Genomic DNA, 22,003 nt, shown 5'->3' with positions numbered 1-22,003 from the left:
TTGGGAAGATGGATTACGCAGGGGAGGGTGAATCGGCGAGTGGTTTCTGATGGCGCGCCACCCAGACGAAGAACGGAATCGCCAGCAGCTGGGTCGTGACGCAGAAGGCAATGGTCCACGGCAATGAGCGGTCATAGAGAAAGCCGATCGCCGCGCTGCCGATGAACCAGAAAATGCCGTAGCCCGCCGTGAACAACCCGAACGCCGAGGCCCGATGCTGCATCTGCACCATCGGGGTGACGGCGGCGGGGATGATCGACTCATGTACACCCATGCCCATGCCCCACACCGCCGCACCGGCCAACGCAGCCCAGAATCCGCCAAGAAAAACCAACGGCGCGAACAGCGAAGCGATCACGGTCAGCACGATCAGCACGCGGAAACCAAAGCGATCAAACAGCCGTCCAAACAACAACGAGGAACTTCCACTGACCGCCATCGCCACTGAATAGAAAATCGGAATCCAGAAGGGGGAGACGCTGCCGGCGCGGGTGAAGTGGTAGGCGATCAGCGGGAAGTCCGCAAACCCAATCGCCACCAGCGACGCGCCCGCGAGATAGACCCAGAAGGTGCGGGAGAAGCGTGCGCCCGATGCAGCCACCTGCAGGCCTTGCTCCAGATCCTGCGGCTTCGGATAGAGCAGGCGCGCCGTCGCCACGAACGTCAGGTTGATCAGCGCCGGCACCAGCAGGACGGCGAAGGCCAGGTGATAGCTGCCGTGATGGGCAAGCACGGCGGCCACCACCAGCGGGCCGAACATGGCACCGAACTGATCGCAGGCCTCGTGGATACCGAAGGTCCAACCGTAGCCGCCCAGATTCTTCGCCGCGTGCGAGAGCATCACGTCGCGCGGCGGATTGCGGATCGCGCGACCTACGCGCTCGGCGATGATGCACACGGCGGCGGTCTGCCAGCTGCCGGTGAGGGCCAGCGCGGGCACCGCAGCCATCTGCAGCACGTAGCCGAAGATCGTGATCGGCCAGAACTTGCCTGTCGAATCCGCGAGCCGCCCGGAGAAGAAACGCAGCCCGTAGCCCAGCAACTCGCCGAAGCCGGTGACCGCGCCCACCACCAGGGCGGAGGCCTGCAGCGAGGCCAGGTACGGCCCCAACACGCTGCGCGCGCCTTCGTACGTGAAGTCGGCGAAGAAACTGAGGATGCCGATCAGCAGCACGAAGCGCATGGCGATGCGGCTGGCCGGCGTGCCTTGCATGCGCGGGTGATCGCGCCTCATGTGCCGGCCGCCGCCAGCAACCCTTCGTGCAGGAACAGCGTGGGGTGTTCCGCCAGCTCGTACGTGTAGAAGCGCAGGTTACCCCGGTTCATGCGCGCTTACCGCCGATGCACATGGAGAGCCCGCAGCCTGGACGCGCACGAGAAAGCTTTCGCGGTCGATTGCCGATCGTTCGATGACCCACGGCTGTAGCTCCTACGGTTCGGGAGACACGAGGTACGCGAAGGTCTCGTCGGGCGACGAACACCTGCACGCGCCCCGGACTCCGGGGTGGGCAGGCATCATCAGCCGTGGGCGGCGGTTCACCCTGAGCGTTCAGGGCCGGAGGAATGCCATCTCCGTGGTTGTTGCATGGTAAGGCAAACGGTCCGGTTGCAACACGACCGGGTGCCGACTGCTGCAGGCCACGATATCGAACGATCCTTAGAAGTGCCTGAGCGTCGCTCTGGAGCCGTCACCGGGAGCGGTGTACATTGAAGCAGAAGGAGGTGGCATTCCTCCGCCCCGGCAACCGGGGAAACCGTCGCGGTGACCGATGATGCCTGCCCACCGGAGCGCGCTGCGCTCCGCCAGCAGGAGTCGAGCGTGAACGACGCTGTCGCCGTGCGTGCGCCACCCTTCGCCAGCATTCTCCATCCCGGCCTGGGAGACATCGTTTGGCCGAGTGAGGCACCGCCGTGCTTTCGCGACCTGAATCTCGACCAGGTGATCGCGACGATCGTCGCAGCCTGTCCCGACGACGAATTGGCACCCATCTTCCACGCCCCGCTTCGGGATCCGGACGCGATTGTCTACCGGCAGGAGGTGATGCGGGATCTTGAGGGCGCGCCACTGCGGCAAGCCGTCGCCGCCTTTGGCCAGCGCATGCGCACGATGCGCGAGCGCCTGGCGCGAATCGAGAAGCTCTACTGCAAACCGGAAAAGGAGCGCTGGTTGCTGGATGCCGTCACCCTCTACTGCGACGCGGTCAATCGTCTGGTCCAGGCGCTGGACCACGGCAAACCGGCCTCGCGCGGCTTGCGCGCACTGCGTGAATTCCTCACGGCCTACAGCGCATCGCCACCGTTCGTCCGGCTCGCGGGAGAGGCGCGGGCGCTGGTCGTCGAACTCTCGAACATCCGCTACGGCCTGCTCATCAGAGGCAATCGGGTGACCGTTCGCCCGTACGAGGGCGAGGCCGATTACAGTGAGGCCGTCGAGGCAACTTTCGCGAAGTTCCGCCGTGGCGTATCGAAGGATTACCGGGCCGGCTTCCGCCGCATGATCGGCCTCAATCATGTCGAAACGCAGATCCTGGAGCGTGTGGCACTACTGAATCCGGCATGCTTCCGAACGCTGGAAACCTTCTGCGCCAGCCACGCGCAGTACCAGGACGACACGATCATGCGCTTCGACCGCGACGTGCCGTTCTACCTGGCCTACCTGGCGTACATGGACAAGCATCGGCAGCACGGCCTGGATTTCTGCTACCCGGCCTTGTCCGCGACCCAAAAGGAGATCGAGGTTCGCGACGCCTGCGATCTGGCTCTGGCCGACAAGCTCATCGACGGGCGCCAACCCGTCGTCCGCAGCAGTTTCTCCCTGCGCGGACGGGAACGCCTGCTGGTGGTGTCCGGGCCCAACCAAGGCGGCAAGACCACCTTCGCACGCATGGTCGGTCAACTGCACTACCTCGCCAGCCTGGGCTGTCCCGTGCCGGGCACCCGGGCGAGGCTGTTCCTGTGCGATCGCATCTTCACGCACTTCGAGAAACAGGAGGACATCGCCAGCCTGCGCGGCAAACTCAAGGACGACCTGGTACGCATCCACGCCGTCCTGGCGGCGGCCACACCCGACAGCCTCGTCATTCTGAACGAGATCTTCTCCTCGACCACACTGGAGGATGCGCTGTACCTGAGCAAGCGGATCATGACCGTCCTCTCGGCCAAGGACGTGCTGAGCGTGTGCGTCACCTTCCTGGCCGAGCTGGCCGCGTTCGACGGGAAAACGGTGAGCATGGTCGGCCTGGTCGATCCGGAGGATCCGACGATCCGCACCTACCGAGTGGAGCGGCGCCTTGCCGACGGGCTGGCCTATGCGCAGGCGATCGCGCGCAAGTACCGGGTCACGGGCGAATGGCTGCGGCGGAGGATCGCGCCATGAAAGCACTGCTGATGCATCCGGATCGCGATGTCGACCTGCAGCGGCCCATGCCGGAGCACGAGGCCGATTTGCGTCAGGATCTCGCGCTGGACGTGCTGCTTGATGCGATGGCGGGCGAGGATACGTTCCTGTTCGAGATGGCGCGCAAGGCGCTGCTGCTGGGTCCGAGCAACGATACCAACACCGTCGTCTACCGGCAGGACATCGTACGCGACGCGCTGGCCCATTCGGACGTGTTGCGCCAGTGCTACGAGCTTGCCGTCGAGGCCATCGAGGGCAAGCGCAAGAGCTATTGGAGCTTCACCGGGAACTATCCGTCGTCGATCCTGCACGGCGCCGTCAGCGTGCTGGGGATCTTCATAGACGTACTGGAGAAGCTCCGGGCGCTCACCGTCGCCCACGGTACCGGCTTCGAGTCCAGGGGGCTGAAGGCGCTATGCGCCATGCTGCGATCCGAATTCGACGACGCTTACCTGGCGCGCGTCCGGACCCACCTGACCGAGCTGAAACTCGACCAGGGCGTGCTGCTCAGCGCGCAACTGAGTCAGGGCAACGTAGGCACGAGCTACACGTTGCGCGAGGCGGCCTACAGCCGGCCGTACTGGCTCGATCGCTTGTGGAGCAAGCGAGAATCCGGCTACACGTTCCGCATTGCCGATCGCGACCAGGCCGGTGCGCAGGCCCTGTCAGATCTGCGTAATCGCGGGATCAACGAGGTCGCCAACGCGCTGGCCCAGGCGATGGAGCATATCCTCGGCTTCTTCGAGATGCTGCGGGCGGAGCTCGCCTTCTACGTCGGCTGCGTCAACCTGCATGCGAAGCTGACCGCGCTCGGCGTAACGAACTGCTTTCCGCAGGTCGCGGGTACGCGACGCCTGCAGTTCCGTGGACTGTGCGATGCCAGCTTGGCGCTCAGCATGGGCCGCAGCGTGGTGGGCAATGCGCTGGACGCGGACGACAAACAGCTCGCCATCGTCACCGGTGCCAACCAGGGCGGCAAGTCGAGCTTCCTGCGCAGCGTGGGCCTCGCCCAGCTGATGATGCAGAGCGGCATGTTCGTGGCCGCCGAGTCGTTCGCCGGCGAACTCTGCGCCGGGCTGTTCACCCACGCCAAGCGCGAGGAGGATGCGACTCTGCGCAGCGGCAAGTTCGACGAGGAGCTGCGCCGGCTGAGCGCGATCGTCGACCGGCTCCGACCCGGCGCCGTGGTCCTGTTCAACGAATCGTTCGCCTCGACCAACGAGCTGGAAGGCTCGGAGATCGCTCGCCAGGTCGTGGGTGCCTTGCTGGAGCGGGGCATCAAGGTGTTCTTCGTGACCCATTTGTACACGTTCGCGCGGGGACTGTTCGATCATCCCCCGGATGGCGCGATCTTCCTGCGTGCGGAGCGCCTGGACGATGGTCGCCGCACCTTCCGCATCATCGAAGGCGAACCGCTCCAGACCAGTCATGGCGTCGATCTTTATCGGGAGGTTTTCGGCGACGACACCGTGCGAACGGGCGACCTGATGGCGGCCGCCCAAGCGGGCACGTGCGTAATCCGGTCTGATTGATCGCTCGTTCCGATAATCGCTGACCACTGTATCGGTGTCGACCACTTGGCAACCGCAAGGTGCCCCAGTCAAGCCGTCGGCGGCAACCGTCACTATCGATCCTAAGCTGACAGTACTGCTACTTTACTGAAGCGTCCGCGCGTTGCTTCTCAAGTTGTGCCTCGAAACTTTCGCGTGCATCTTTTGCGTAAGCGCGGCATCCCATGGGATCTAGCAGTGCATTCACGTCGCCTTGCTTACGCTTGTCCACACGCGCCCAGAAATCCACCATGCCCGGATGTGGGGCGAGCGGGATATCGCAAGGCAAAGGTGCGACCACCGCAAAGCTGTGCTCAAAGTCCCTAACGACACTCGGATCCTTTGAGTTTTTTACCAATTTAAAACCGGGCGCTGACAGGCTGCCAACATCGACCATATGCAAGCAGCGCGAGCCCTCACATGACACCCATGTCCAAGTCGTGTTGCCTTTGGTATGTCCCGGTGTCGAGTGAGCAGTTAGCACCAAATCACCCAAGTGCAAACTCTCGCCATCAGTCACAGTGCGTGCCACATGCACTGGCGGGAACGGAAATCTATCGCCGTATTCGGGGTCATCGTGACCGCCGCGCTCCAATAACGGCGTGTCCGCTATATTTGCGATCACCTGCGCGCCCGTGTCGTGCGCGAGTTGCGCCATGCCGCCGGCATGGTCGGAATGCGCATGCGAATTGAGAATCCATTTTATGTCGCGCAGATTGATGCCGAGATCTCGGATATTGGCTTCGATCAGTTGTGCCTCTCCCGGAACGCCGCCGTCAATCAGAACATGCCCTGTACGCGCGGTGATGAGGAAAACGCCGAGGCCGTGAGGCCCGACAGACCATGTATTGCCATAGATGCGAAACGGCTTCTGCGAAGCCGTCCATGAAGGATTGTTTGCAATGTTCTTTCGCTCCGATGCGGGCATGCGGAACGGTTTTTGCGGACCCGTCCACGAGGGGTTGTTTAGGGTGTTTTTTTGCCCCGATGGCGGCACCTGCGCATACGCGCTCTGCACGATCAAACCACTAAGGAGAATCGTAGCTATCAACAAGCGCATAGGTCACCCCGACTGGGTAAAGGCGTAGGGTGAACTTCCCACATGACCCGTCGCGGGCACAACCATGAAATTTTGCGGGCCGAGGCAACTGGTCGCCACGATAACGCCGGATGTAGCGGCGCTATTCGAATCGTAACGAATGGCTTTTGACCGATCTCAACCCTCCGCCAGCATCGTAGGCCACCTCTTGGTCAACTCCGGCGCCGCGGTCAACGGTTGCCGGAATGGTGGTCAGCGAATACCGGAATCAGCAGGTACGGGCTGATGGCCGCTCAACGCACGAACGCGGCTCGCCCGGCAAAACGCGCCCGCTCGCCCAGCTCGTGTTCGATACGCAGCAGCCGGTTGAACTTGGCGGTACGTTCACCGCGGCAACCCGAGCCGGTCTTGATGTGGCCGCATCCCAGCGCGACGGCGAGATCGGCGATGAACGTGTCTTCCGTCTCGCCGGAGCGGTGGGAGACATAGCAGCCGTAGCCGGCGGCCTTCGCTTGCGCGGCGCACTCCATGGTCTCCGTCACCGTGCCGATCTGGTTGGGCTTGATCAGGATGGCATTGGCCACGCCTTCGCGGATACCGCGCTGAAGCAAATCCGGATTGGTGCAGAAGATGTCGTCGCCGACCAGTTCCACCTGGCCGCCGAGTTGCTGTGTGATCTGAGCCCAGCCTTCCCAGTCGTTCTCGGCCAGCGGGTCTTCCAGCAGCACGATCGGGTAGCGTTGCAGCCAGTCGTCCCACAGATCGATCATCGCCGCGCTGGTGCGTTCGGACTGATTGGACTTGAAGAAGCGGTAACGGCCGTGATGCCACATCTCGCTGGTGGCCGGATCCAGCGCCAGTGACACGTCGTCACCCGGGCCGTAACCGGCTGCCGTGATCGCCTCCAGGATCAGTTCGATGGCCTGCTCGTTGCTGTGCAGGTTCGGCGCAAAACCGCCTTCGTCGCCCACACCGGTCGACAGCCCGTGGGCCTGCAGCAGTTTCTTCAGCGCATGGAACACTTCCTCACCCATCCGGATGGACTCGGCAAAGCTCGTCGCATGGTGCGGAACGATCTTGTACTCCTGAAAGTCCACGGTGTTGTCGGCGTGCCGGCCGCCGTTGATGACGTTGAGGCAGGGTACTGGCAGCACTACCGCATCGTCGCCACCCAGATGGCGATACAACGGCACCTGCAGCGAGTGGGCGCAAGCGCGGGCGTAGGCGATGGAGACCGCGAGGATCGCGTTGGCACCGAGGCGTGCCTTGTTCGGGGTGCCATCCAGCTCGCACAGCAGGAGATCCAGCGTGGACTGGTCGCCGGGGTCCTTGCCGACCAACGCGCCGGCCATCTCGCCGCGCACCTGCGCTACCGCTTTCTGCACACCCCTGCCGCCATACCGGGTAGGGTCTTCGTCACGCAGTTCGGCGGCCTCGTTCGCGCCGGTGGAAGCGCCGGCGGGCGTGATGGCGGAACCTTCGGAACCGTCCTCCAATTGCAGCCATGCCTCGACCGTGGGGTTGCCGCGGGAGTCGAGGACTTCGATCGCGTCAAGTCGGGTGATGCGCATGATGGTTACTCCGGTGTGGGAACGGTTACGGTGTCGATCACCGTGGTGATGAGGGAAGGTCGAACAGTTTTTGCACGTCGAGCTCGCTGAGTCGCGTCCACGGAACAGCGGCCCCGCTGAGCATGGCGTCGGCCAAGTCGCTCTTGTGGAATTTCATGGCTTCGATCTTTTCCTCGATGGTGTCGTCGCACAACAACTTGTAGACGAAGATGGGGTCTTCGCGTCCCAGCCGATGGGCACGATCGACCGCCTGCAACTCGACCGCCGGGTTCCACCACGGGTCGTAGTGGATCACCGCGTCGGCTGCCGTGAGATTGAGGCCGACCCCGCCGGCCTTGAGGCTGGCCAGCAGAATGGGCGAGGCACCACTCTGGAACTTGCGCACAGGCGCGGCACGATCGGTGGTTTCGCCGGTGAGCACCTCATGCGCGAACCCGGCGGCATCCAGCGCTTCGGTGATCAAGGCAAGCATCGAGGTGAACTGGCTGAAGACCAGAATCTGGCGGTCTTCGTCGCGCAGCGCGCGGATCAGTTCCAGCAACGCGTCGAGCTTGGCCGATTCGGGGGGATCATTCGTCGCATCCACCAGACGCGGGTCGCAGCACACCTGGCGCAGCCGTAGTAGCGCGGACAGCACGACAATCCGCGACTGATCAGGGCGGTAGCGGGCCAGTGCCTCGCGCACCAATTCGCTTTGCGCCAGACGCAGGGATTCGTAGAGGCGACGCTGGCGTTCGCCCATCGCCACGCGCAGCACGGTTTCGGTCTTCGGTGGCAGCTCCGGCGCGACCTTTGCCTTGCTGCGCCGTAGCAGGAACGGCGCAATGCGCTGGCGCAGGATCGCGCGACGGGCATCGTCCTCGCGCCGCTCGATGGGGACACGGAAGCTGCGGTTGAACGAGCGGTAGTCGCCCAGATAACCCGGCAGCACGGCATCGAAGTGCGCCCACAGTTCGCCCAGATGGTTTTCGAGCGGCGTGCCAGTAACCACGAGCCGGTGGTCGGCGCGCAGGGAACGCACAGCGCGAGCGGTCTGGGTCCGCGGATTCTTGATCCACTGTGCCTCATCCAGCACGAGCATGGCATAGTCGATGCCTTCAAGCTGGGGCAGGTCATTGGCCAGCAACGCATAACTGGTGATGATGACGTGCGCCTGTGCCAGGCGATCGTACAGCGACGCCCGGGCGGAGCCGGTGAAATTCAGGCATTGCAGCGCCGGTGCGAACCGCGCCATTTCATCGAGCCAATTGAAGATCAGGCTGGTCGGCGCCACGATCAGCGCCGGCCGGTCCAGTCGCCCGGATTCCAGTTCAACCAGCAGATGCGCGATGATCTGGACGGTCTTGCCCAGGCCCATGTCATCGGCCAGCACACCGCCAAGCCGGCTTTGCCGCAACGCCTGCAACCATTGCAGGCCTTCTTGCTGGTAGGCGCGAAGGCTGCCCTGGAAGGATGCCGGCAACACCGCCGTTTGTGCCGAGGCGAGGGCGGCGCGCAGCGAAGCCAGCGTGTCGGCAATGTTCGCCGCCTGTGCGCCTTCCACGGCGATGCCTTGCGTCTGCAGGCAATCGCTCAGGGCCATCGCCTGCGAGCGCGACAGAAGGAGATGGGTGCCGGTGTTGCCGGAAGGCTGATCCAGACATTCCACCAACGGCGATATCCACTCCCGCAATTGGGCCAGTGGCAGCGGCAACCAGCGCTGGAATCCGATAGGTGCCAACCAGTGGGCATCGCGGGGTTCGCCGGGCGAAGGCGTGAGCGAGAAGGCTTGTCGCGCCAGACCGCTGAGGATGATCGGCAGCACGTCAATCTCCTCACCGTCGATGGTGGCGGCCAGCTCGAACTGCGTCCAGCCGGGACGCTGGCCATGCTCCAGCGTGGCCTGCAGTTTCGTTTCCGGTGGCAGCGCGATAAACGAAAGTTCGGGATCGTAGTCCAGCACGATGCCAGCCGCGACGAGCGTCTGCAGTTGCGCTTCAAGGGCGATGAACGTCTCCGCACCGCCGCGATAATGCACGCGGTGCCCCAGCGCCTGCGCATCGGGTATTGGTGCGAGCATGCGGCGGCTATCGGGCAGCAACGTGTTCAAGCCGACAAAGCCAGCGTCTTCGACGGCCTTCCAGGCGCTTGTCTCCCGGTCGATTTCGCGCCGGATCCGAACGTACTCGCCACTCACTTTGCGAATCACGTCCTGCGCGTAGGGTTCGCTGGCCAATGGCAGGCGGCAGCCACCGTAGTCGGCGAAAGCCTGCACATGAAAGACATGATCGCCTGTCTGCGTATGGCGCGATGCACCGAGCATCACGATGAGCCGCAGCGACGCACCCAGCTCGCGCACGGACGGCGGGAGAGGAGGGGGTGGAACCGACGCAAGCAGGGGATGTGGCGGCCATTCCGCCGCGAGTACGGCGGCTTCCGCCGGCGGTATCGGCGGCATCTGTGCGAGCATCTCCCACGCGGTAGGGGACAGGTGCAACGCGCCGAATTCGCCGCTCGCCCCATCGAGATAATGCAATCCGGAGAGGTCGATCACATGCACCTCGTGCGATGTCGACCAGGCAAGTTCGATCGAAGCGCAGCCTTGACCATCGTGCGACCACTGCCAGCGAGGCAGCCGCACGGCACCGGAGCGTATCTCCTGCAGGGTCCGCGCGTCGTGACAAATGCCGGCCTGCAGAAATTCGCTCAACAAGTCGGCGCCACTATGCCCCCGCAGCACGTATCCGGACTTGTTCGATGCATGGCGTTTCTGTGTCCGGTCCAGCTGGGCCTGCCACATCAAGGCCTGACGTGACAGGTGCGGCTGCGCGCGCGGTTTTTCGGCGGAAACCCACTCCTCGATGCGCGGCAGCGCATCGGCGTCAGGCAGCAAGATCAGGTGCGCAATCAGCGCTGCCGGCTGACGATCGCCATCGGGTTGCAACAGGCACACCGTTGGCCACACTTCATCGCGGTCGATCGATTCGGCAAGTGGCAAAGGTTCGCGAGTCGTTTCGATGCTCTGCTGCCAGCGCTGCAGCGGCGTCATGGCACGTGGCCAATCGACCAGTTGCTGCAACCGGATCAGCATGGCCGCGGCATGCAGGCACTGCGTCTGACCGCAAGTGCAATTCGATTCGACCTTGATCTGGCCGAACAGGGGATACAGGTAGGTGGTGACACGCTGGTTCGCGCCATCCGCATCGATCACCCCACACTGGAGGGCGTCGGCATGCCCACCCTCCGGCCGGAACCAGGCCAACGGCTTGCACCAGTCCTGGCTACGCGCGGCCAGCGGTTCGGCCGCCTTCAGTACCGTGCGGCTGAAGTGCTGCTCCAGCGCAAGCTGCCGAACCGTGTCCATCAGCGTGCACCGCGCGTCATCCATGCGGTTCGGTGCCTTGATGTCCGATCGAGAAGCCATGACGACTCCAGTTAAGCAAGAACACTACGTCTGCGAGGCGTGATAGGCGGCAATCGAACGATTGATCTCCTCGCGGGCCGCATCCGCGTCGAGCCAGCCGTCCATGCGCACCCATTTGCCTTTTTCCAGATCCTTGTAGTGCTCGAAGAAATGCTGGATGCGGTCGCGCGTCGACTCTGGCAGTTCAAAGACCGAGCAGATGTCCTGGTAGGCAGGAAAGACCTTGGGAACCGGCACCGCGATGATCTTGGCATCCTCGCCGTGCTCGTCCGTCATCGCCATCACCCCGACCGGGCGGCACTCGATCACGGAGCCGGGAATCAGCGGAATCGGCATGACGATGAGCACATCGATGGGATCGCCATCGCCGCACAGGGTTTGCGGCATGTAGCCGTAGTTGCACGGATAGCGCATCGGCGTGGACAGCACGCGATCCACGAAGATCGCGCCGGAGGCTTTGTCCACCTCGTACTTGATCGGATTCGAGTCCATCGGGATCTCGATGATGGCGTGTATTTCGTACGGGATGTTCTTGCCTGGGCTTATGTCGTGAAGAGCCATGTAACGCCTCGCTTATGCATTGAGCAGGTGTTGGGTTTCATTGATCGAATGGACGGTGAAACGGTTTTCGTCATGCGACACGACGCTGATCCCGCAAGGCGTCGGGTTGAACAGCCAGTAACTGGAGAGGGGAAGCCCCATCACATGGCAGAGCAACACGCGCAGGACGCTGTCGTGGGTGACGATCGCGACGGTTCCTCGCGCATGCGCATCGAGAAGGGTGTTGAAAGTGGCGATGACCCGCGCGGCCACTTCCTGCAAGGATTCCCCACCGGGGACGCGGCAACCATGCGGCTGGCTTTTCCACCGCCCGAGTTCACGCGGCCAGCGCTTCCCCACCTCGTCGGCGGGGATGTTGGTCCAGGCGCCATAGTCAATGTCGGTCAGCCCTTGATGCGGCACCGTATTCAATCGAAAGGCTTCGTTGATGATGTCGGCCGTGCGAACGCAACGCGTCAGCGGGCTGCAATAGATGGCCTCGACCGCCCATCGGGCGTGCATGATTTCCTGGGTCAGCGCGGCTTGCTTTGCGCCCTTGTCGGTCAACGGGAGAACGATGCGGCCGTGAAAGGTGGGTGGATCGAGGCCCTCGACCTCACCGTGGCGAACGAGGATCAAGGTGGTCATGCGAAGGTCTCCTTCGTGGTGGTCGTGGATCGGACAGCCGCAAGACATGGCAAACCCAGCCCCTGCAGGACAACGGATACCAGGACGACGGCACACATCGCGTAGGCATGCGCAGCGCCCAGCGCCAGGTTTCCAAGGAACCAGGCCACACCGAATGCGGCGTCGAACACGCCAAAGATCGACGCGCGACGCGCAGGCGGAAATTGCCGGGCTACTGCAATCCGCAGGGTGGATTCATGGGTGCCGAACCCCATTCCCCAGAGCAGCATGCCCACGGCGAACCAGGTCAACTCGCCCATAAAGACCCAAGAGGCAAGCATCGCTGACACCACGGTGGCGATCCGACAGTCGGCGTGAGAGCGGCTGTACGCGAGTCCGTTACAGGCTCTCTGGTACCCCGAATAGGGAAGGGACGTGTCGATCCAGTCGTACGCGCACATGACAACCTCCGAAGCCGCTTCTTGTCAAAGACGCGCTCCGGATCGGACTTCTTGGAGGAAAGCCATACCTACCAAAGCATCGCGAGCCTGATGGCGCGTCGTTGGTAGGCATCATTAGCCTTGCGGCGGTTGGGTCGTGCGAGGAGGCATGCCATCTCCCAAGCTGGACAATACCGTACCCGCGGGCGTTGCTTCAAGCGCGGACGGGGGACTTGCGATGCGCTGCAATGCCGCGGCTTGCCTGGCTGTGCCCGCGCCGACTCGATGCGGCAATCCCGGTTTACGGGGACTCGCCACGTCGGCATTTGACGGCGTCGATACCGCGTCGATGCCGGCCGTGAGCGCCGCCTCCTTGCCGAAGTTGCGGCTCAGGCGAAGCGCATGGATACGATCGTCGGCGGCGGCCAGCCGATCCAGCAACGACCACGTCGCATCCTGGCTGCCGTCATCAACATAGATGATGGTGCCCCGTATCGGCATGCGATCGAGCACCGCCGTGAGGCGCGCATGAAACAACGGCAGGACGTCGGCTTCGTTGTAGGCCGGTACCACGATGTTAGGTGCGTCGTGGTCATGGCAAGTCCGCACTGGGGCGATCCATCGCGTCGCAGGAAATCGTGTCGGGACAGGGCGTATGCATGGGTCAGCGATCCGTACCGTCATGCGCAAGCGCTTCCACATCCAGCTCGTCGTGGTAGGGCTCGAAACTTCCATAGCGCAGCGCGAGCGTCGGCAGCACCAGCAGGTTCAGCACCATCGAGGTCAGCAGGCCGCCGAGGATCACCAGCGCCATCGGCCCCTCGATTTCGCGGCCGGGCGCGTTCATGCCGATCGCCAAGGGCAACACGCCGAGGCCCGTGACGATCGACGTCATCAGGATCGGCGTCAGTCGATCGGCGGCACCGCGAATGGCGGTGTCCAATTCCCAATGCATGCCTTCCACTTCGACCAGATGCTCGTAGTGGGCGATCATGAGGATCGAGTTGCGCAGCGTGATGCCAAACAGCGTCACGAAGCCGACCATGCTGCCGAGCGACAACGATCCGCCGGTCGCGAACACGGCCAGCACGCCACCGACCAGCGCGAACGGCAGGTTGGCCAAAATCAGCAGGCGGTTGCGCCAGGTGCGGGCCACGACCGAGAGCAGCAGAATGATGCCCAGCCCAGCAAGCAATGAATTGACGAGAAGATCGTGTTGCGATTGCGCTTGCGCCTCGGCGGCGCCGGCGAACTGGATATAGGTGCCGGCCGGCAATGTGACCTTGCTGGCGATGGCGCTCCTGGCCGCCTGCACGAACGACGCAACATCGGTGCCGGCGACGTTCACCGTGACCGTCTGCAAGCGTCGGGCGCCCTCGTGCAATATCTGATAGCGGCCCGACGCCTCGTAGACATCCGCGATCTGCTTGAGCAGTACATAGGCGCCACTGGGACTGCGCAGCGGCAGATTGCCGATCTGGGTCAGGTTGTCGCGGCTGGCCTGGTCGAGCACGGTGATGACGTTGAACACCTGATCGCCCTGGTAGGCCTGCCCGACCACGTCGCCTTGATAGGCTGTGCGCACGAGGTCGAGCACGTCCACCGCATCGAACCCCCAACGGGCCAGATCCGCCTTGCGCAGATGGATGGTCAATTGCGGTAGTCCGGGCGGCGACTGCACCTGCACCTCGGTGGCACCCGGCACCGTGCCCAGAACCTTGGCGACGTCCTGCGCCTTCTGATCGAGCACGTCCAGGTCGTTGCCGAAGATATTGACGGCCACCGCGGCGGTGTAGCCGGAAAGGGTCTCCTCGACGCGCTCGGTCAGGAATGTTTTCACCGAGAAATTCAGGCCGACGAAGCCGGACAGCGCCTTGCGAATATCCGCCTGCGCCGCTTCGGCCTCATCGCCGGACAACCCGGGCTTCAGGTCGACCTCGATTTCGCTGTAATGCGTGCCGTAGGTGTCGGTGGCCTTTTCCGCCCGGCCCACCCGTTGCGCCACCGAGCGCACCGTCGGCAGTTGCCGCAGCGCCGCGGTAACCCGCGTGCCAATTCGCATGGATTCGTCGATCGAGGTGCCGGGCACCGCCGACATGTGGACGATGAAATGGCCTTCCTTCAGTTCGGGAATGAAGCTGCCGCCGAAGAACGGCAACGCGGCGCAGCCGAGGACGGTGAAGATCACCGCCACCGCGATCAGCAGGCGCGGACGCCGGGCGGTGTTGCTCAGCAGGTGTTCGTAGCGGCTGCGGCTCCAGCGCATCACCGGCGGGTCTTGTTCCGGCGCCTTGTGATTGGCCAGCAGCGCCATCGACAACGCCGGCGTCACCGTCAGTGCCACGATGAGCGAAGCCAGCACGGCCAGGATGTAAGCCAGACCCAGCGGTCCGAACAGCCGGCCGGCGATGCCGGACAAGGCCATGATCGGCAGCACCACGAGGATCACCGCGAAGGTGGCGTAGACCACCGCGCTGCGTACTTCCAGGCACGCATCAAGCACCACCCGCGCCACCGGACGCGGTTGTTCCAGGCGATCATTTTCGCGCAGCCGCCGAATGATGTTCTCGACGTCGATCACCGCGTCGTCCACCACCACGCCGATGGCGATCGCCAGGCCGCCCAGGGTCATCGTGTTGAGCGTTACGCCGAACAAACCGAGCACGATTGCGCCGGCCAGCAGCGACAGCGGAATGGCGGTGCAGGAGATCGCCGCCGTGCGCAAATTGAACAGAAACAAAAACAGCACCACGATGACCAGCACGCTGCCGAGCAGCAGCGAACTGCGCACGTTGCTGGTCGCGATATGGATGAAATTCGCCGGACGGAACAGATCGCTCTGCAGGATCAGCCCATCGGCCTGCAGGCTCGGCTGCAAATCCTTCAGCGCCGCTTCTACCGCTTGGGTCACGTCGACCGTGTTGGCGCCGTACTGCTCGGAGATATCCAGCACCACGCCCGGCTTGCCCTGAATCGTCGCGCCGCCGATCGGCGGCTCCGGCGCTTCGACCACGTTGGCCACGTCGCCCAGGCTGACATGGGCGGTGCCCTGACTCACCAGCACGGTGCGCGCCATCTCGTCAGCGGTGAGCGATTGACCTTCGCTCTGGAACACGATGCGCTGGTTGGGCGTATCGATGAACCCCGCGCCGCGCACACCGGTGGCGTGGCCGGCGGCCGCTGCCACATCGTTCAACGTCAACCCATAGCGAATCAACCGATCCGGATGCACCTGGATCTGCAGCGAGCGCACGTCGCCGCCGAACACGGTGACGTCGGCCACGCCCGGCACGGCCAGCAGGCGCGGTCGCAGCGTCCACTCCGCGGCGGTGCGCACGTCCATCAGCGAGCGTGTGTTCGAGGTCAGGCCGGCGACCAGCACGATGCCGGTCGATGACGTGAGCGGCGTCATGGCCGGCGGTTGCACGCCCTGCGGAAGCTGCTGGGCCGCGACCGCCAGCCGCTCGGCGACCACCTGGCGATCGCGATAGATGTCGCTGGCCGGGTCGAAGAACACGGTGACCACCGACAGGCCCTGGATCGAGGTCGAGCGCAGCGTACTCACGCCCGACACGCCATTGACCGCATTCTCGATCGGCCGTGTGACCAGGATTTCCACTTGCTCCGGCGTCAGGCCGGCGGCTTCGGTCTGGATGCCTACTTGCGGTGGGGCGAATTCCGGGAAGACGTCGTATTTGGCGTGTCCCAGCGCATAGACGCCATAGACCAGCAACGCGCACGCGAGCGCGATGACGATGCCGCGAAAACGGATCGCAAAACGAATGAGCGCGGCTTGCGGACCGCCGTAATGGCCGGCTTGATGATTTGCGCTCGGCATCAGTCGCCCACCTGGATCTGGGCGCGGAACTCTTCGGACAGCAGCAGTTGTGCGCCGCGGACGACGATGCGCGACTGCCTGGGCAGGTTCTTCACGATGAAGCCGCCGCCGGGCGCGAGTTGGTCAGTCGGAATCTCGGTGCGCACGAACGCGTGCGGCGCCGCATTGAGATAAACCCATGCGCGATCCTGCCACCACACCACGGCGCTTCCCGGCACGGCGACACCCTCGGCCGTCGGGCCGGACGGCAGCAGCGCCTGCACGTTCATGCCGGTCAGCAGCGCGCTGGATGCCGGCGCGACGTAGAAAAAGCTGACACCCTGAATCCTGGGGTCGGTACGCGTCGCGATCGACACGAAGGTGATCGTGGTGCGCGCATTGCCATCCAATTGCAGCGACGCGGTGGTCGGCGGCGTTGGCAGGGTCTTGCCGGGCGGCAAGGTAACCTGCACCAGCACCTGTTGGCGTTCGATCAAGTGGCGGATCAGCGGCGAGCCGTCGACGATGGATTGCGCGAGCACGCTGCCCCATTCCTGCTGCGCGGTGTCGCTGAGCGTGCGCAGTTGCGACTGCGCGGCGGCGAGTGCGGCCTGGTCGGTGCGAAAAGCGGCTTCGGCCAGCTGCAGCTGCGCCAACGAGACGTTCTGCTCGTCGTTGTAGAGACCTTGCGCGCGCGCATAGGCCATCTTCGATGCGGCCAATTTAGCCTGCGCCGTATCGCGCTGCGCCCTGGCGCCGAGGTAGCTGTTGCTGAGATCGGTCAGCCGCGTCAGATCGAGCACCGAGGCGTACGCGTGCAACTGCGCCTGGTACGGCGCTCTCGCGAGCGCGGCGGTCGCGATGGCGTTGCTTTGCTCCGTTTTCGCGTCGAGCGTCACGACCGACGCGCCGTTCTGCGTCGACACGCGCAAGGGTGCCTCCACCGGACTCTCGCGCTGGGCTTCGGTGGCCGCCTCCTTGCGCCCGGCGATGAAGCCCCAGATCACCAGGGCGATCAGTGCGATGGCCACGATAACGAGAAGTACGCGCACCAGCGTGCGTCGGGAGTGAGGGCGTTGTTGGCCGATCATGACGACGGCTCCGTGTCGGTGATGGTGCGGGGATTTTGTTCGGGGATCTTGGGCCACAGGCCGGGATCGAACAGCGGCTGCTGCAAGGCGTCTTCGAGCGCGGCCAGCGCCTGCCGTTGCGCGACCAGCGCGTCGAAGCGCGAGGCCTCGATCGACGCCAGTTCCAGTTCAGCGGTCACCAAAGTGGGCCGGTCGGCCTGTCCGGCCTGGAACGCGCTTTCGATCTGCTGCCGGCGACGCCGTGCATCGGCCAGCAACGCATCAGCGTGCGCCAGACTCTGCATGGTGCCGCGGTACGCCACCGTGCCTTGATCGATCGCGCCGATGATTCTGGCCTGCAATGCCTCGAACGTAGCAGCGGCTTGTGCGCGCCGGGCGACGGCGTCGGCGATCGGGCCCTGGTTCTGGTTGAAGATTGGCAGCTCGCCACCGAAACCCAGCAGATACCGGTTGTCGCCAAGGTCGTAGTTGTATCCCGGCCCCAGGGTCAGGTTCGGATACTGATGGGCGATCTGCAGTTGCAGGGCCGACTGGCTGGCCTCGTAGTCGGCCAGGCTGGCCTGCACGTCGGTGCGCTGGGTCAGCGCACGTTCGCGCAAGGCGCCGCTGGCTGGTGTCTGCGCCGATGATGGCGGCTGCTCGAAGGCTTGAAACGACAGCGATACGCCATCGAGCGCCTGGACCGGAACGCCGATCGCGGTCGCCAGTTGCACCCGTGCTTCGCCCATCGCGCGTTCGAGATCCTGCACGGCGAGGTCCAGCTGCGCGCGGTTGATGTGCTCGCGTGTGCTGTCCAGCGACGAGGCCTCGCCCACGGCCAGCCGTTTATCGATCAGGCTCACCAGCTGCTGTTGCAAGGTCAGGCGCCGACACGCCAGTTGCAGGCGTTGCCGGGCCGCCCACAGGTCCAGCAGCGCGGTGCGGACATGGCTGCGCACCTGCCATCCGGTGGTGGCTAGATCCCAGCGCGCCGCCGCCAGTGCATGTTGCGCCTGAGCGGTGCGGTAACCGCGTTTGCCAAAGGTTTCGATGATGAAGTTGACGACCGGACCGACGGTGAACGGCACGGCGATCGGCGAGCTGGCGTCGTAGTTGAGCGAGAAATCCAGCGTCGGGTTAGGCCGTTGTTTTGCGGTGGTGATGCCCGCTCTGGCGGTGGCGAGTTTCGCGCGCGCCAGATCCAGATCGGGTTGGTAATAGAGCGCAGCGAAGGTGAGCGCGGTGAGGTCCCATGCGCCCGTCGGATGCGCGGCTGTGGTCGCCGGCACGCTGGCGGCGAGGAAATGCCGGAGCCGGGGCGCATCGAGTGTGCGTTGATCCAGCGCGGCCGCCTGGGTTGCCGGTGAAAGCGGGCGCGCCTGGTAGCTTGCGCAACCCGCCAGCAGCACGGCGATGGAGCCGCCCAGCAGCAGCGATCGATGTCTTCGCGGCATTCAACGATCCCTTCGGCCGTGGCAATGCGCACCGGCCTATATGGCAAAAGGAGAAGGTTAAAGGTCGCAACTAACGCAGCCATGAAGCGCGCATGACGAAATCGTCATCTCGACGACGTGCGCTGGGGGCTGGGGCGATCAACCGAAACGGGGCAGCCGAATCCTGACCTGCGTTCCCCGCAGCGGCGGGCTTTCGATCTCGATCCGTCCGTTGTGGCGCTCGACGATACGTTTGACTACCGCCAGACCCAGCCCGACCCGCTGTTCGGCGCCCGAGCGCGCGGTATCGGCGCGATAGAACCGTTCGAACACATGCGGCAAGTGTTCGCTCGCGATGCCGCTGCCGGTATCAGCCACGATCACTTGCAGCCAATCCGCTTCCACGCGAGTCGTCATTTGCACCGATCCGCCTCGCGGTGTATGCGCGATCGCATTGGACACCAGATTGCCAATGGCCTGCTGGAACAGCGTCCGATTTAGCGGTGCCCAGCTACCCGGCGCGGCGTCGACCCGCAGCGCGAGGCCCGCCTCGGAAGCGGCCGCTTCGTAGAACTCCTGCACGGCGACCAAGGCACGACCAACGTCGACCGACTCGCGCGGCAGCGGTTCGACCGTGTTTTCGGTGCGGGCCAGAAACAACAAGCTCTGGATTACCCGCGAAATACGCGCGCATTCCTCCAACCCCGAGCCCAGCGTTTCGCGGTATTCGTCGTCGGAGCGAGCCTTGCTCAGCGCCACCTCGATCTCGCCGCGCAGGTTGTTGATCGGCGTGCGCAGCTCATGCGCCACGTCGTCGGAAAACTGCGAGACCCGCGCGAACGCTTCCTGCAGACGGTCGAGCATGCTGTTGAAGGTCTGCGCCATGCCCAGCAGTTCCGCCGGCAGCCCGGCCGTGTCGATGCGTTCGTGCAGGGTGGCCGAGCGTATGTGTTCGGCGGCGCGGCTGATCCGCTGGATCGGACGCATGCCGAATCGCGCGATGACGTAGCCGGCGAGCGAGCAGAGGATCAGCGACAAGCCCAGCACCAATCCCAACCGCTCGCGGTAGCGCGCCAGCAGATCTTCGTCGTTGTCGCGCATCATCGCCACTTCGATGAAACGCGCCGGGGCGTCCGGCGTGGCGCCAACCAGTCGCGCGCTGAGCACCTCGAATTGATCGCTGGAGCGAGACAGCACGGCGCGGCTGTCGGAAGTCGCCAGCAGCGGGAACCTCGCCAGCTCGGTAGCTGTCGGCGCCGGCAGCATGGCGGGCATGCCTGGCGTTTCAACGAGGGTATGGGCGTCCCCATCCAGGATGCGGAAATAGAACTGCGGCGTTCGTCCAGTCTTCCAGACGGCGTCCTGGCTTCTGCGGATCAGTTCGACATCTGACGCCGGAGAGCCCGCCAGCAGCAGCCGCATGTTGTTGAGATTGTCATCAAGCGTGCGTGCGTCTTCCTGTGCCAGGCTGGTCACCAGCCCCCAATACAGTACGCCGGTGGCGACCAGAATCAGCGCGAACGCCGACAGCGTGTACCAGATCGTCATCCGTCCCGCGATGGACAGGGACCAGTGGCGGCGGAAATGCAAGTCCATGCTATGGACGCTCTTCCAGTACGTAACCGACGCCGCGCAAGGTGTGGATGAGCTTCTTTTCGAAGGGGTCGTCCACCTTGGACCGCAGGCGCCGCAAATGGACGTCCAGCACGTTCGAGTCGCTCTCGAAATTGATGTCCCACACCTGCTCGGCGATCAGCGTGCGCGACAGTGCGTCGCCCGCCCGGCGCATCAGAAAGGCGAGCAGCAGGAATTCCTTGGGCGTGAGTTCCAGCACGACGCCCGCGCGGGTGGCCCGATGTCGCAGCAGATCGATTTCCAGATCGGCAACGGCGAGCACAGTCGCTTGTCGCGCCGGTCCGCGCCGCAACAGCGTGCGGACCCGTGCGAGCAGTTCGGAAAATGCGAACGGCTTGACCAGGTAATCGTCGGCGCCCAGCTCCAGTCCTTTCACGCGATCGTGCACAGCGTCGCGTGCGGTCAGGAACAGCACCGGCGTCGTCATGCCGCCGCGCCGCAACTCCGTCAGCACCGACCAGCCGTCGCGGATCGGCAGCATCACATCGAGGATGATCAGGTCATAGCTGCCGGTTTGGGCGAGATGACTGCCATCCTCGCCGTTGTCGGCGCAGTCGATGACGAAGCCGCTCTCCTCCAGGCCGCGCTTCAGATAGGCGGCAGCCTTGGGCTCGTCCTCGACAATCAGGATCTTCATGGCGTGGCTACCTGGACAACGACGTACGGATGAAGCGGTGGGGTGAGCGCTTCCAGCAAAGTAGGGCATCCGTACGCACCGCGCAAAGCCTGGCCGCCAACCGGGTCGGGTTCACGGCTTGTCGTGCCAGGCGCGGGCATGTCGCCATTCGCGCCATATCAGGAGCACCACCGCAAGATCGAGGGCGGTGAGCACATACAGCCCCAGCGAGGGCAGGTACGCCAGCCGATAGAGTTGATAGCCAACGAAAGCCGTCAGCACCAGCAGCGCGGCTGGATACGACCAGCGCAATCCGCGAAGCAACCCGACCACCAGGACTATTTTTATCGCTCCATGAGCGAAGAGGTAGATCGCCGCAAAATGCTGTGTGCTCAGGGACAACTGTTGCGCCATGTGGACAACGTGATTCGCGAGGTAATCGCGCGGATCCTCAGCCAACTCTTCATTCGTCAGGAGGGAAACTGCCCGTCGAATCGTCGTTTGCGTGGTCAGGAGCAACGCCGCGCTACCGAGCAATTCCAGCACACCATCCACCCCTTTGAGCACGACGCCCACTTGGAAGGCTCGATGAGAGAGGCGCGCCAGCTTGCGTCTGACCATCGACTTCCATGCCGTGCGCTCAGCGGCGCGAAGTGATGCGGGGGGCTCCGGTTCGGTGCGCATCATCGTTATTTTCGTCCCGTGATCCAGCCGTTCTGAACCATTGTGCATCACGACGTGCCGGGAGATTCTGCGCGCTGCCATGACGTGCTAAGTTGTCAGTCAGGTGATGGAGTTCACCTGCGACCGCCCCCAGGGCTGATGACTCCTACAGGCAACTCGAAGGCCATCCGCAAGGAGTCCC

Annotated in this window: 15 protein-coding genes, 1 pseudogene and 4 riboswitches; of the genes and pseudogenes, 2 read left to right on the top strand and 14 right to left on the bottom strand. The window is 64.1% G+C overall.

The features are described 5' to 3' along the window. Window positions 1-13 precede the first annotated feature (13 nt). On the bottom strand, window positions 14-1,174 hold the full coding sequence (locus ACFCQI_RS16550; protein WP_221174195.1) for an MFS transporter: 1,161 nt from the start codon (window positions 1,172-1,174) through the stop codon (window positions 14-16). Window positions 1,175-1,502: 328 nt separating this feature from the next. Then, window positions 1,503-1,583, bottom strand: a riboswitch (Fluoride riboswitch). A 126-nt stretch (window positions 1,584-1,709) separates the two neighbouring features. Next, window positions 1,710-1,786, top strand: a riboswitch (Fluoride riboswitch). A 33-nt stretch (window positions 1,787-1,819) separates the two neighbouring features. Here ACFCQI_RS16550 and ACFCQI_RS16545 point away from each other — a divergent pair. Together ACFCQI_RS16545 and ACFCQI_RS16540 are read left to right on the top strand one after the other, a co-directional pair. Then, a complete protein-coding gene (locus tag ACFCQI_RS16545) occupies window positions 1,820-3,376 on the top strand; it encodes a hypothetical protein (protein WP_235644566.1) in 1,557 nt (518 codons plus the stop codon). Beyond that, window positions 3,373-4,929: a hypothetical protein gene (locus ACFCQI_RS16540; protein ID WP_235644567.1), complete on the top strand. Its 1,557-nt coding sequence runs from the start codon at window positions 3,373-3,375 to the stop codon at window positions 4,927-4,929. The genes ACFCQI_RS16545 and ACFCQI_RS16540 overlap by 4 nt, the downstream gene beginning before the upstream one ends. Before the next feature lie 118 nt (window positions 4,930-5,047). On the opposite strand, the gene bla is transcribed toward ACFCQI_RS16540, so the two are convergent. The 13 genes and pseudogenes from bla to ACFCQI_RS16475 all read right to left on the bottom strand — a co-directional run bounded on the left by bla (window position 5,048) and on the right by ACFCQI_RS16475 (window position 21,825). Then, entirely contained in the window at window positions 5,048-6,007 is a 960-nt protein-coding gene (gene bla / locus ACFCQI_RS16535) for a subclass B3 metallo-beta-lactamase (protein WP_235644568.1), read from the bottom strand. A gap of 272 nt (window positions 6,008-6,279) precedes the next feature. Continuing rightward, window positions 6,280-7,560: a phosphopyruvate hydratase gene (gene eno, locus ACFCQI_RS16530; RefSeq protein ID WP_235645197.1), complete on the bottom strand. Its 1,281-nt coding sequence runs from the start codon at window positions 7,558-7,560 to the stop codon at window positions 6,280-6,282. A gap of 34 nt (window positions 7,561-7,594) precedes the next feature. Beyond that, the gene (locus tag ACFCQI_RS16525) at window positions 7,595-10,960 is read right to left on the bottom strand and encodes a DEAD/DEAH box helicase (RefSeq protein WP_235644569.1); all 3,366 of its coding nucleotides are present in this window, start codon (window positions 10,958-10,960) and stop codon (window positions 7,595-7,597) included. Between the two features lie 24 nt (window positions 10,961-10,984). Beyond that, on the bottom strand, window positions 10,985-11,521 hold the full coding sequence (ppa, locus tag ACFCQI_RS16520) for an inorganic diphosphatase (RefSeq protein ID WP_235644571.1): 537 nt from the start codon (window positions 11,519-11,521) through the stop codon (window positions 10,985-10,987). Between the two features lie 12 nt (window positions 11,522-11,533). Further along, on the bottom strand, window positions 11,534-12,148 hold the full coding sequence (locus tag ACFCQI_RS16515; RefSeq protein WP_235644572.1) for a histidine phosphatase family protein: 615 nt from the start codon (window positions 12,146-12,148) through the stop codon (window positions 11,534-11,536). Further along, on the bottom strand, window positions 12,145-12,588 hold the full coding sequence (locus ACFCQI_RS16510) for a hypothetical protein (RefSeq protein WP_235644573.1): 444 nt from the start codon (window positions 12,586-12,588) through the stop codon (window positions 12,145-12,147). Before ACFCQI_RS16510 ends, ACFCQI_RS16515 begins: the two co-directional genes overlap by 4 nt. A gap of 98 nt (window positions 12,589-12,686) precedes the next feature. Continuing rightward, window positions 12,687-12,756: riboswitch (Fluoride riboswitch) on the bottom strand. A 159-nt stretch (window positions 12,757-12,915) separates the two neighbouring features. Continuing rightward, window positions 12,916-13,251: pseudogene (locus ACFCQI_RS16505) on the bottom strand (glycosyltransferase); the annotation flags it as partial. After that, window positions 13,232-16,405, bottom strand: a complete 3,174-nt coding sequence (locus tag ACFCQI_RS16500; protein WP_235644574.1) for an efflux RND transporter permease subunit — start codon at window positions 16,403-16,405, stop codon at window positions 13,232-13,234. The gene ACFCQI_RS16500 and the pseudogene ACFCQI_RS16505, both read right to left, overlap by 20 nt. Next, on the bottom strand, window positions 16,405-17,532 hold the full coding sequence (locus ACFCQI_RS16495; RefSeq protein WP_395118469.1) for a multidrug transporter: 1,128 nt from the start codon (window positions 17,530-17,532) through the stop codon (window positions 16,405-16,407). Before ACFCQI_RS16495 ends, ACFCQI_RS16500 begins: the two co-directional genes overlap by 1 nt. Beyond that, window positions 17,472-18,908: a TolC family protein gene (locus tag ACFCQI_RS16490; protein WP_395118467.1), complete on the bottom strand. Its 1,437-nt coding sequence runs from the start codon at window positions 18,906-18,908 to the stop codon at window positions 17,472-17,474. The genes ACFCQI_RS16495 and ACFCQI_RS16490 overlap by 61 nt, the downstream gene beginning before the upstream one ends. Window positions 18,909-19,046: 138 nt before the next feature. Then, entirely contained in the window at window positions 19,047-20,483 is a 1,437-nt protein-coding gene (locus ACFCQI_RS16485; RefSeq protein WP_235644577.1) for a heavy metal sensor histidine kinase, read from the bottom strand. A gap of 1 nt (window position 20,484) precedes the next feature. Beyond that, window positions 20,485-21,159 (bottom strand): heavy metal response regulator transcription factor, encoded by a 675-nt coding sequence (locus ACFCQI_RS16480; RefSeq protein WP_027489479.1) that lies wholly within the window; start codon window positions 21,157-21,159, stop codon window positions 20,485-20,487. Window positions 21,160-21,270: 111 nt separating this feature from the next. Beyond that, the gene (locus ACFCQI_RS16475; protein WP_235644578.1) at window positions 21,271-21,825 is read right to left on the bottom strand and encodes a DUF2127 domain-containing protein; all 555 of its coding nucleotides are present in this window, start codon (window positions 21,823-21,825) and stop codon (window positions 21,271-21,273) included. 90 nt (window positions 21,826-21,915) lie between these two features. Then, a riboswitch (Fluoride riboswitch) is annotated at window positions 21,916-21,977 on the top strand. The last annotated feature ends 26 nt before the right edge of the window (window positions 21,978-22,003 follow it).

Source organism: Rhodanobacter sp. FW102-FHT14D06 (assembly GCF_043950705.1).
Classification (GTDB): Bacteria; Pseudomonadota; Gammaproteobacteria; order Xanthomonadales; family Rhodanobacteraceae; genus Rhodanobacter.
This window is presented reverse-complemented; position numbering and strand designations above follow the sequence as displayed.

What these genes read in the sequence shown, in the direction of transcription:
- ACFCQI_RS16490 (WP_395118467.1), bottom strand. Translation starts at nt 18,908, where the DNA reads ATGCCGCGAAGACATCGATCGCTGCTGCTGGGCGGCTCCATCGCCGTG.
- ppa (WP_235644571.1), bottom strand. Translation starts at nt 11,521, where the DNA reads ATGGCTCTTCACGACATAAGCCCAGGCAAGAACATCCCGTACGAAATA.
- ACFCQI_RS16515 (WP_235644572.1), bottom strand. Translation starts at nt 12,148, where the DNA reads ATGACCACCTTGATCCTCGTTCGCCACGGTGAGGTCGAGGGCCTCGAT.
- ACFCQI_RS16485 (WP_235644577.1), bottom strand. Translation starts at nt 20,483, where the DNA reads ATGGACTTGCATTTCCGCCGCCACTGGTCCCTGTCCATCGCGGGACGG.
- ACFCQI_RS16475 (WP_235644578.1), bottom strand. Translation starts at nt 21,825, where the DNA reads ATGATGCGCACCGAACCGGAGCCCCCCGCATCACTTCGCGCCGCTGAG.
- ACFCQI_RS16540 (WP_235644567.1), top strand. Translation starts at nt 3,373, where the DNA reads ATGAAAGCACTGCTGATGCATCCGGATCGCGATGTCGACCTGCAGCGG.
- bla (WP_235644568.1), bottom strand. Translation starts at nt 6,007, where the DNA reads ATGCGCTTGTTGATAGCTACGATTCTCCTTAGTGGTTTGATCGTGCAG.
- ACFCQI_RS16500 (WP_235644574.1), bottom strand. Translation starts at nt 16,405, where the DNA reads ATGCCGAGCGCAAATCATCAAGCCGGCCATTACGGCGGTCCGCAAGCC.
- ACFCQI_RS16480 (WP_027489479.1), bottom strand. Translation starts at nt 21,159, where the DNA reads ATGAAGATCCTGATTGTCGAGGACGAGCCCAAGGCTGCCGCCTATCTG.
- ACFCQI_RS16525 (WP_235644569.1), bottom strand. Translation starts at nt 10,960, where the DNA reads ATGGCTTCTCGATCGGACATCAAGGCACCGAACCGCATGGATGACGCG.
- ACFCQI_RS16510 (WP_235644573.1), bottom strand. Translation starts at nt 12,588, where the DNA reads ATGTGCGCGTACGACTGGATCGACACGTCCCTTCCCTATTCGGGGTAC.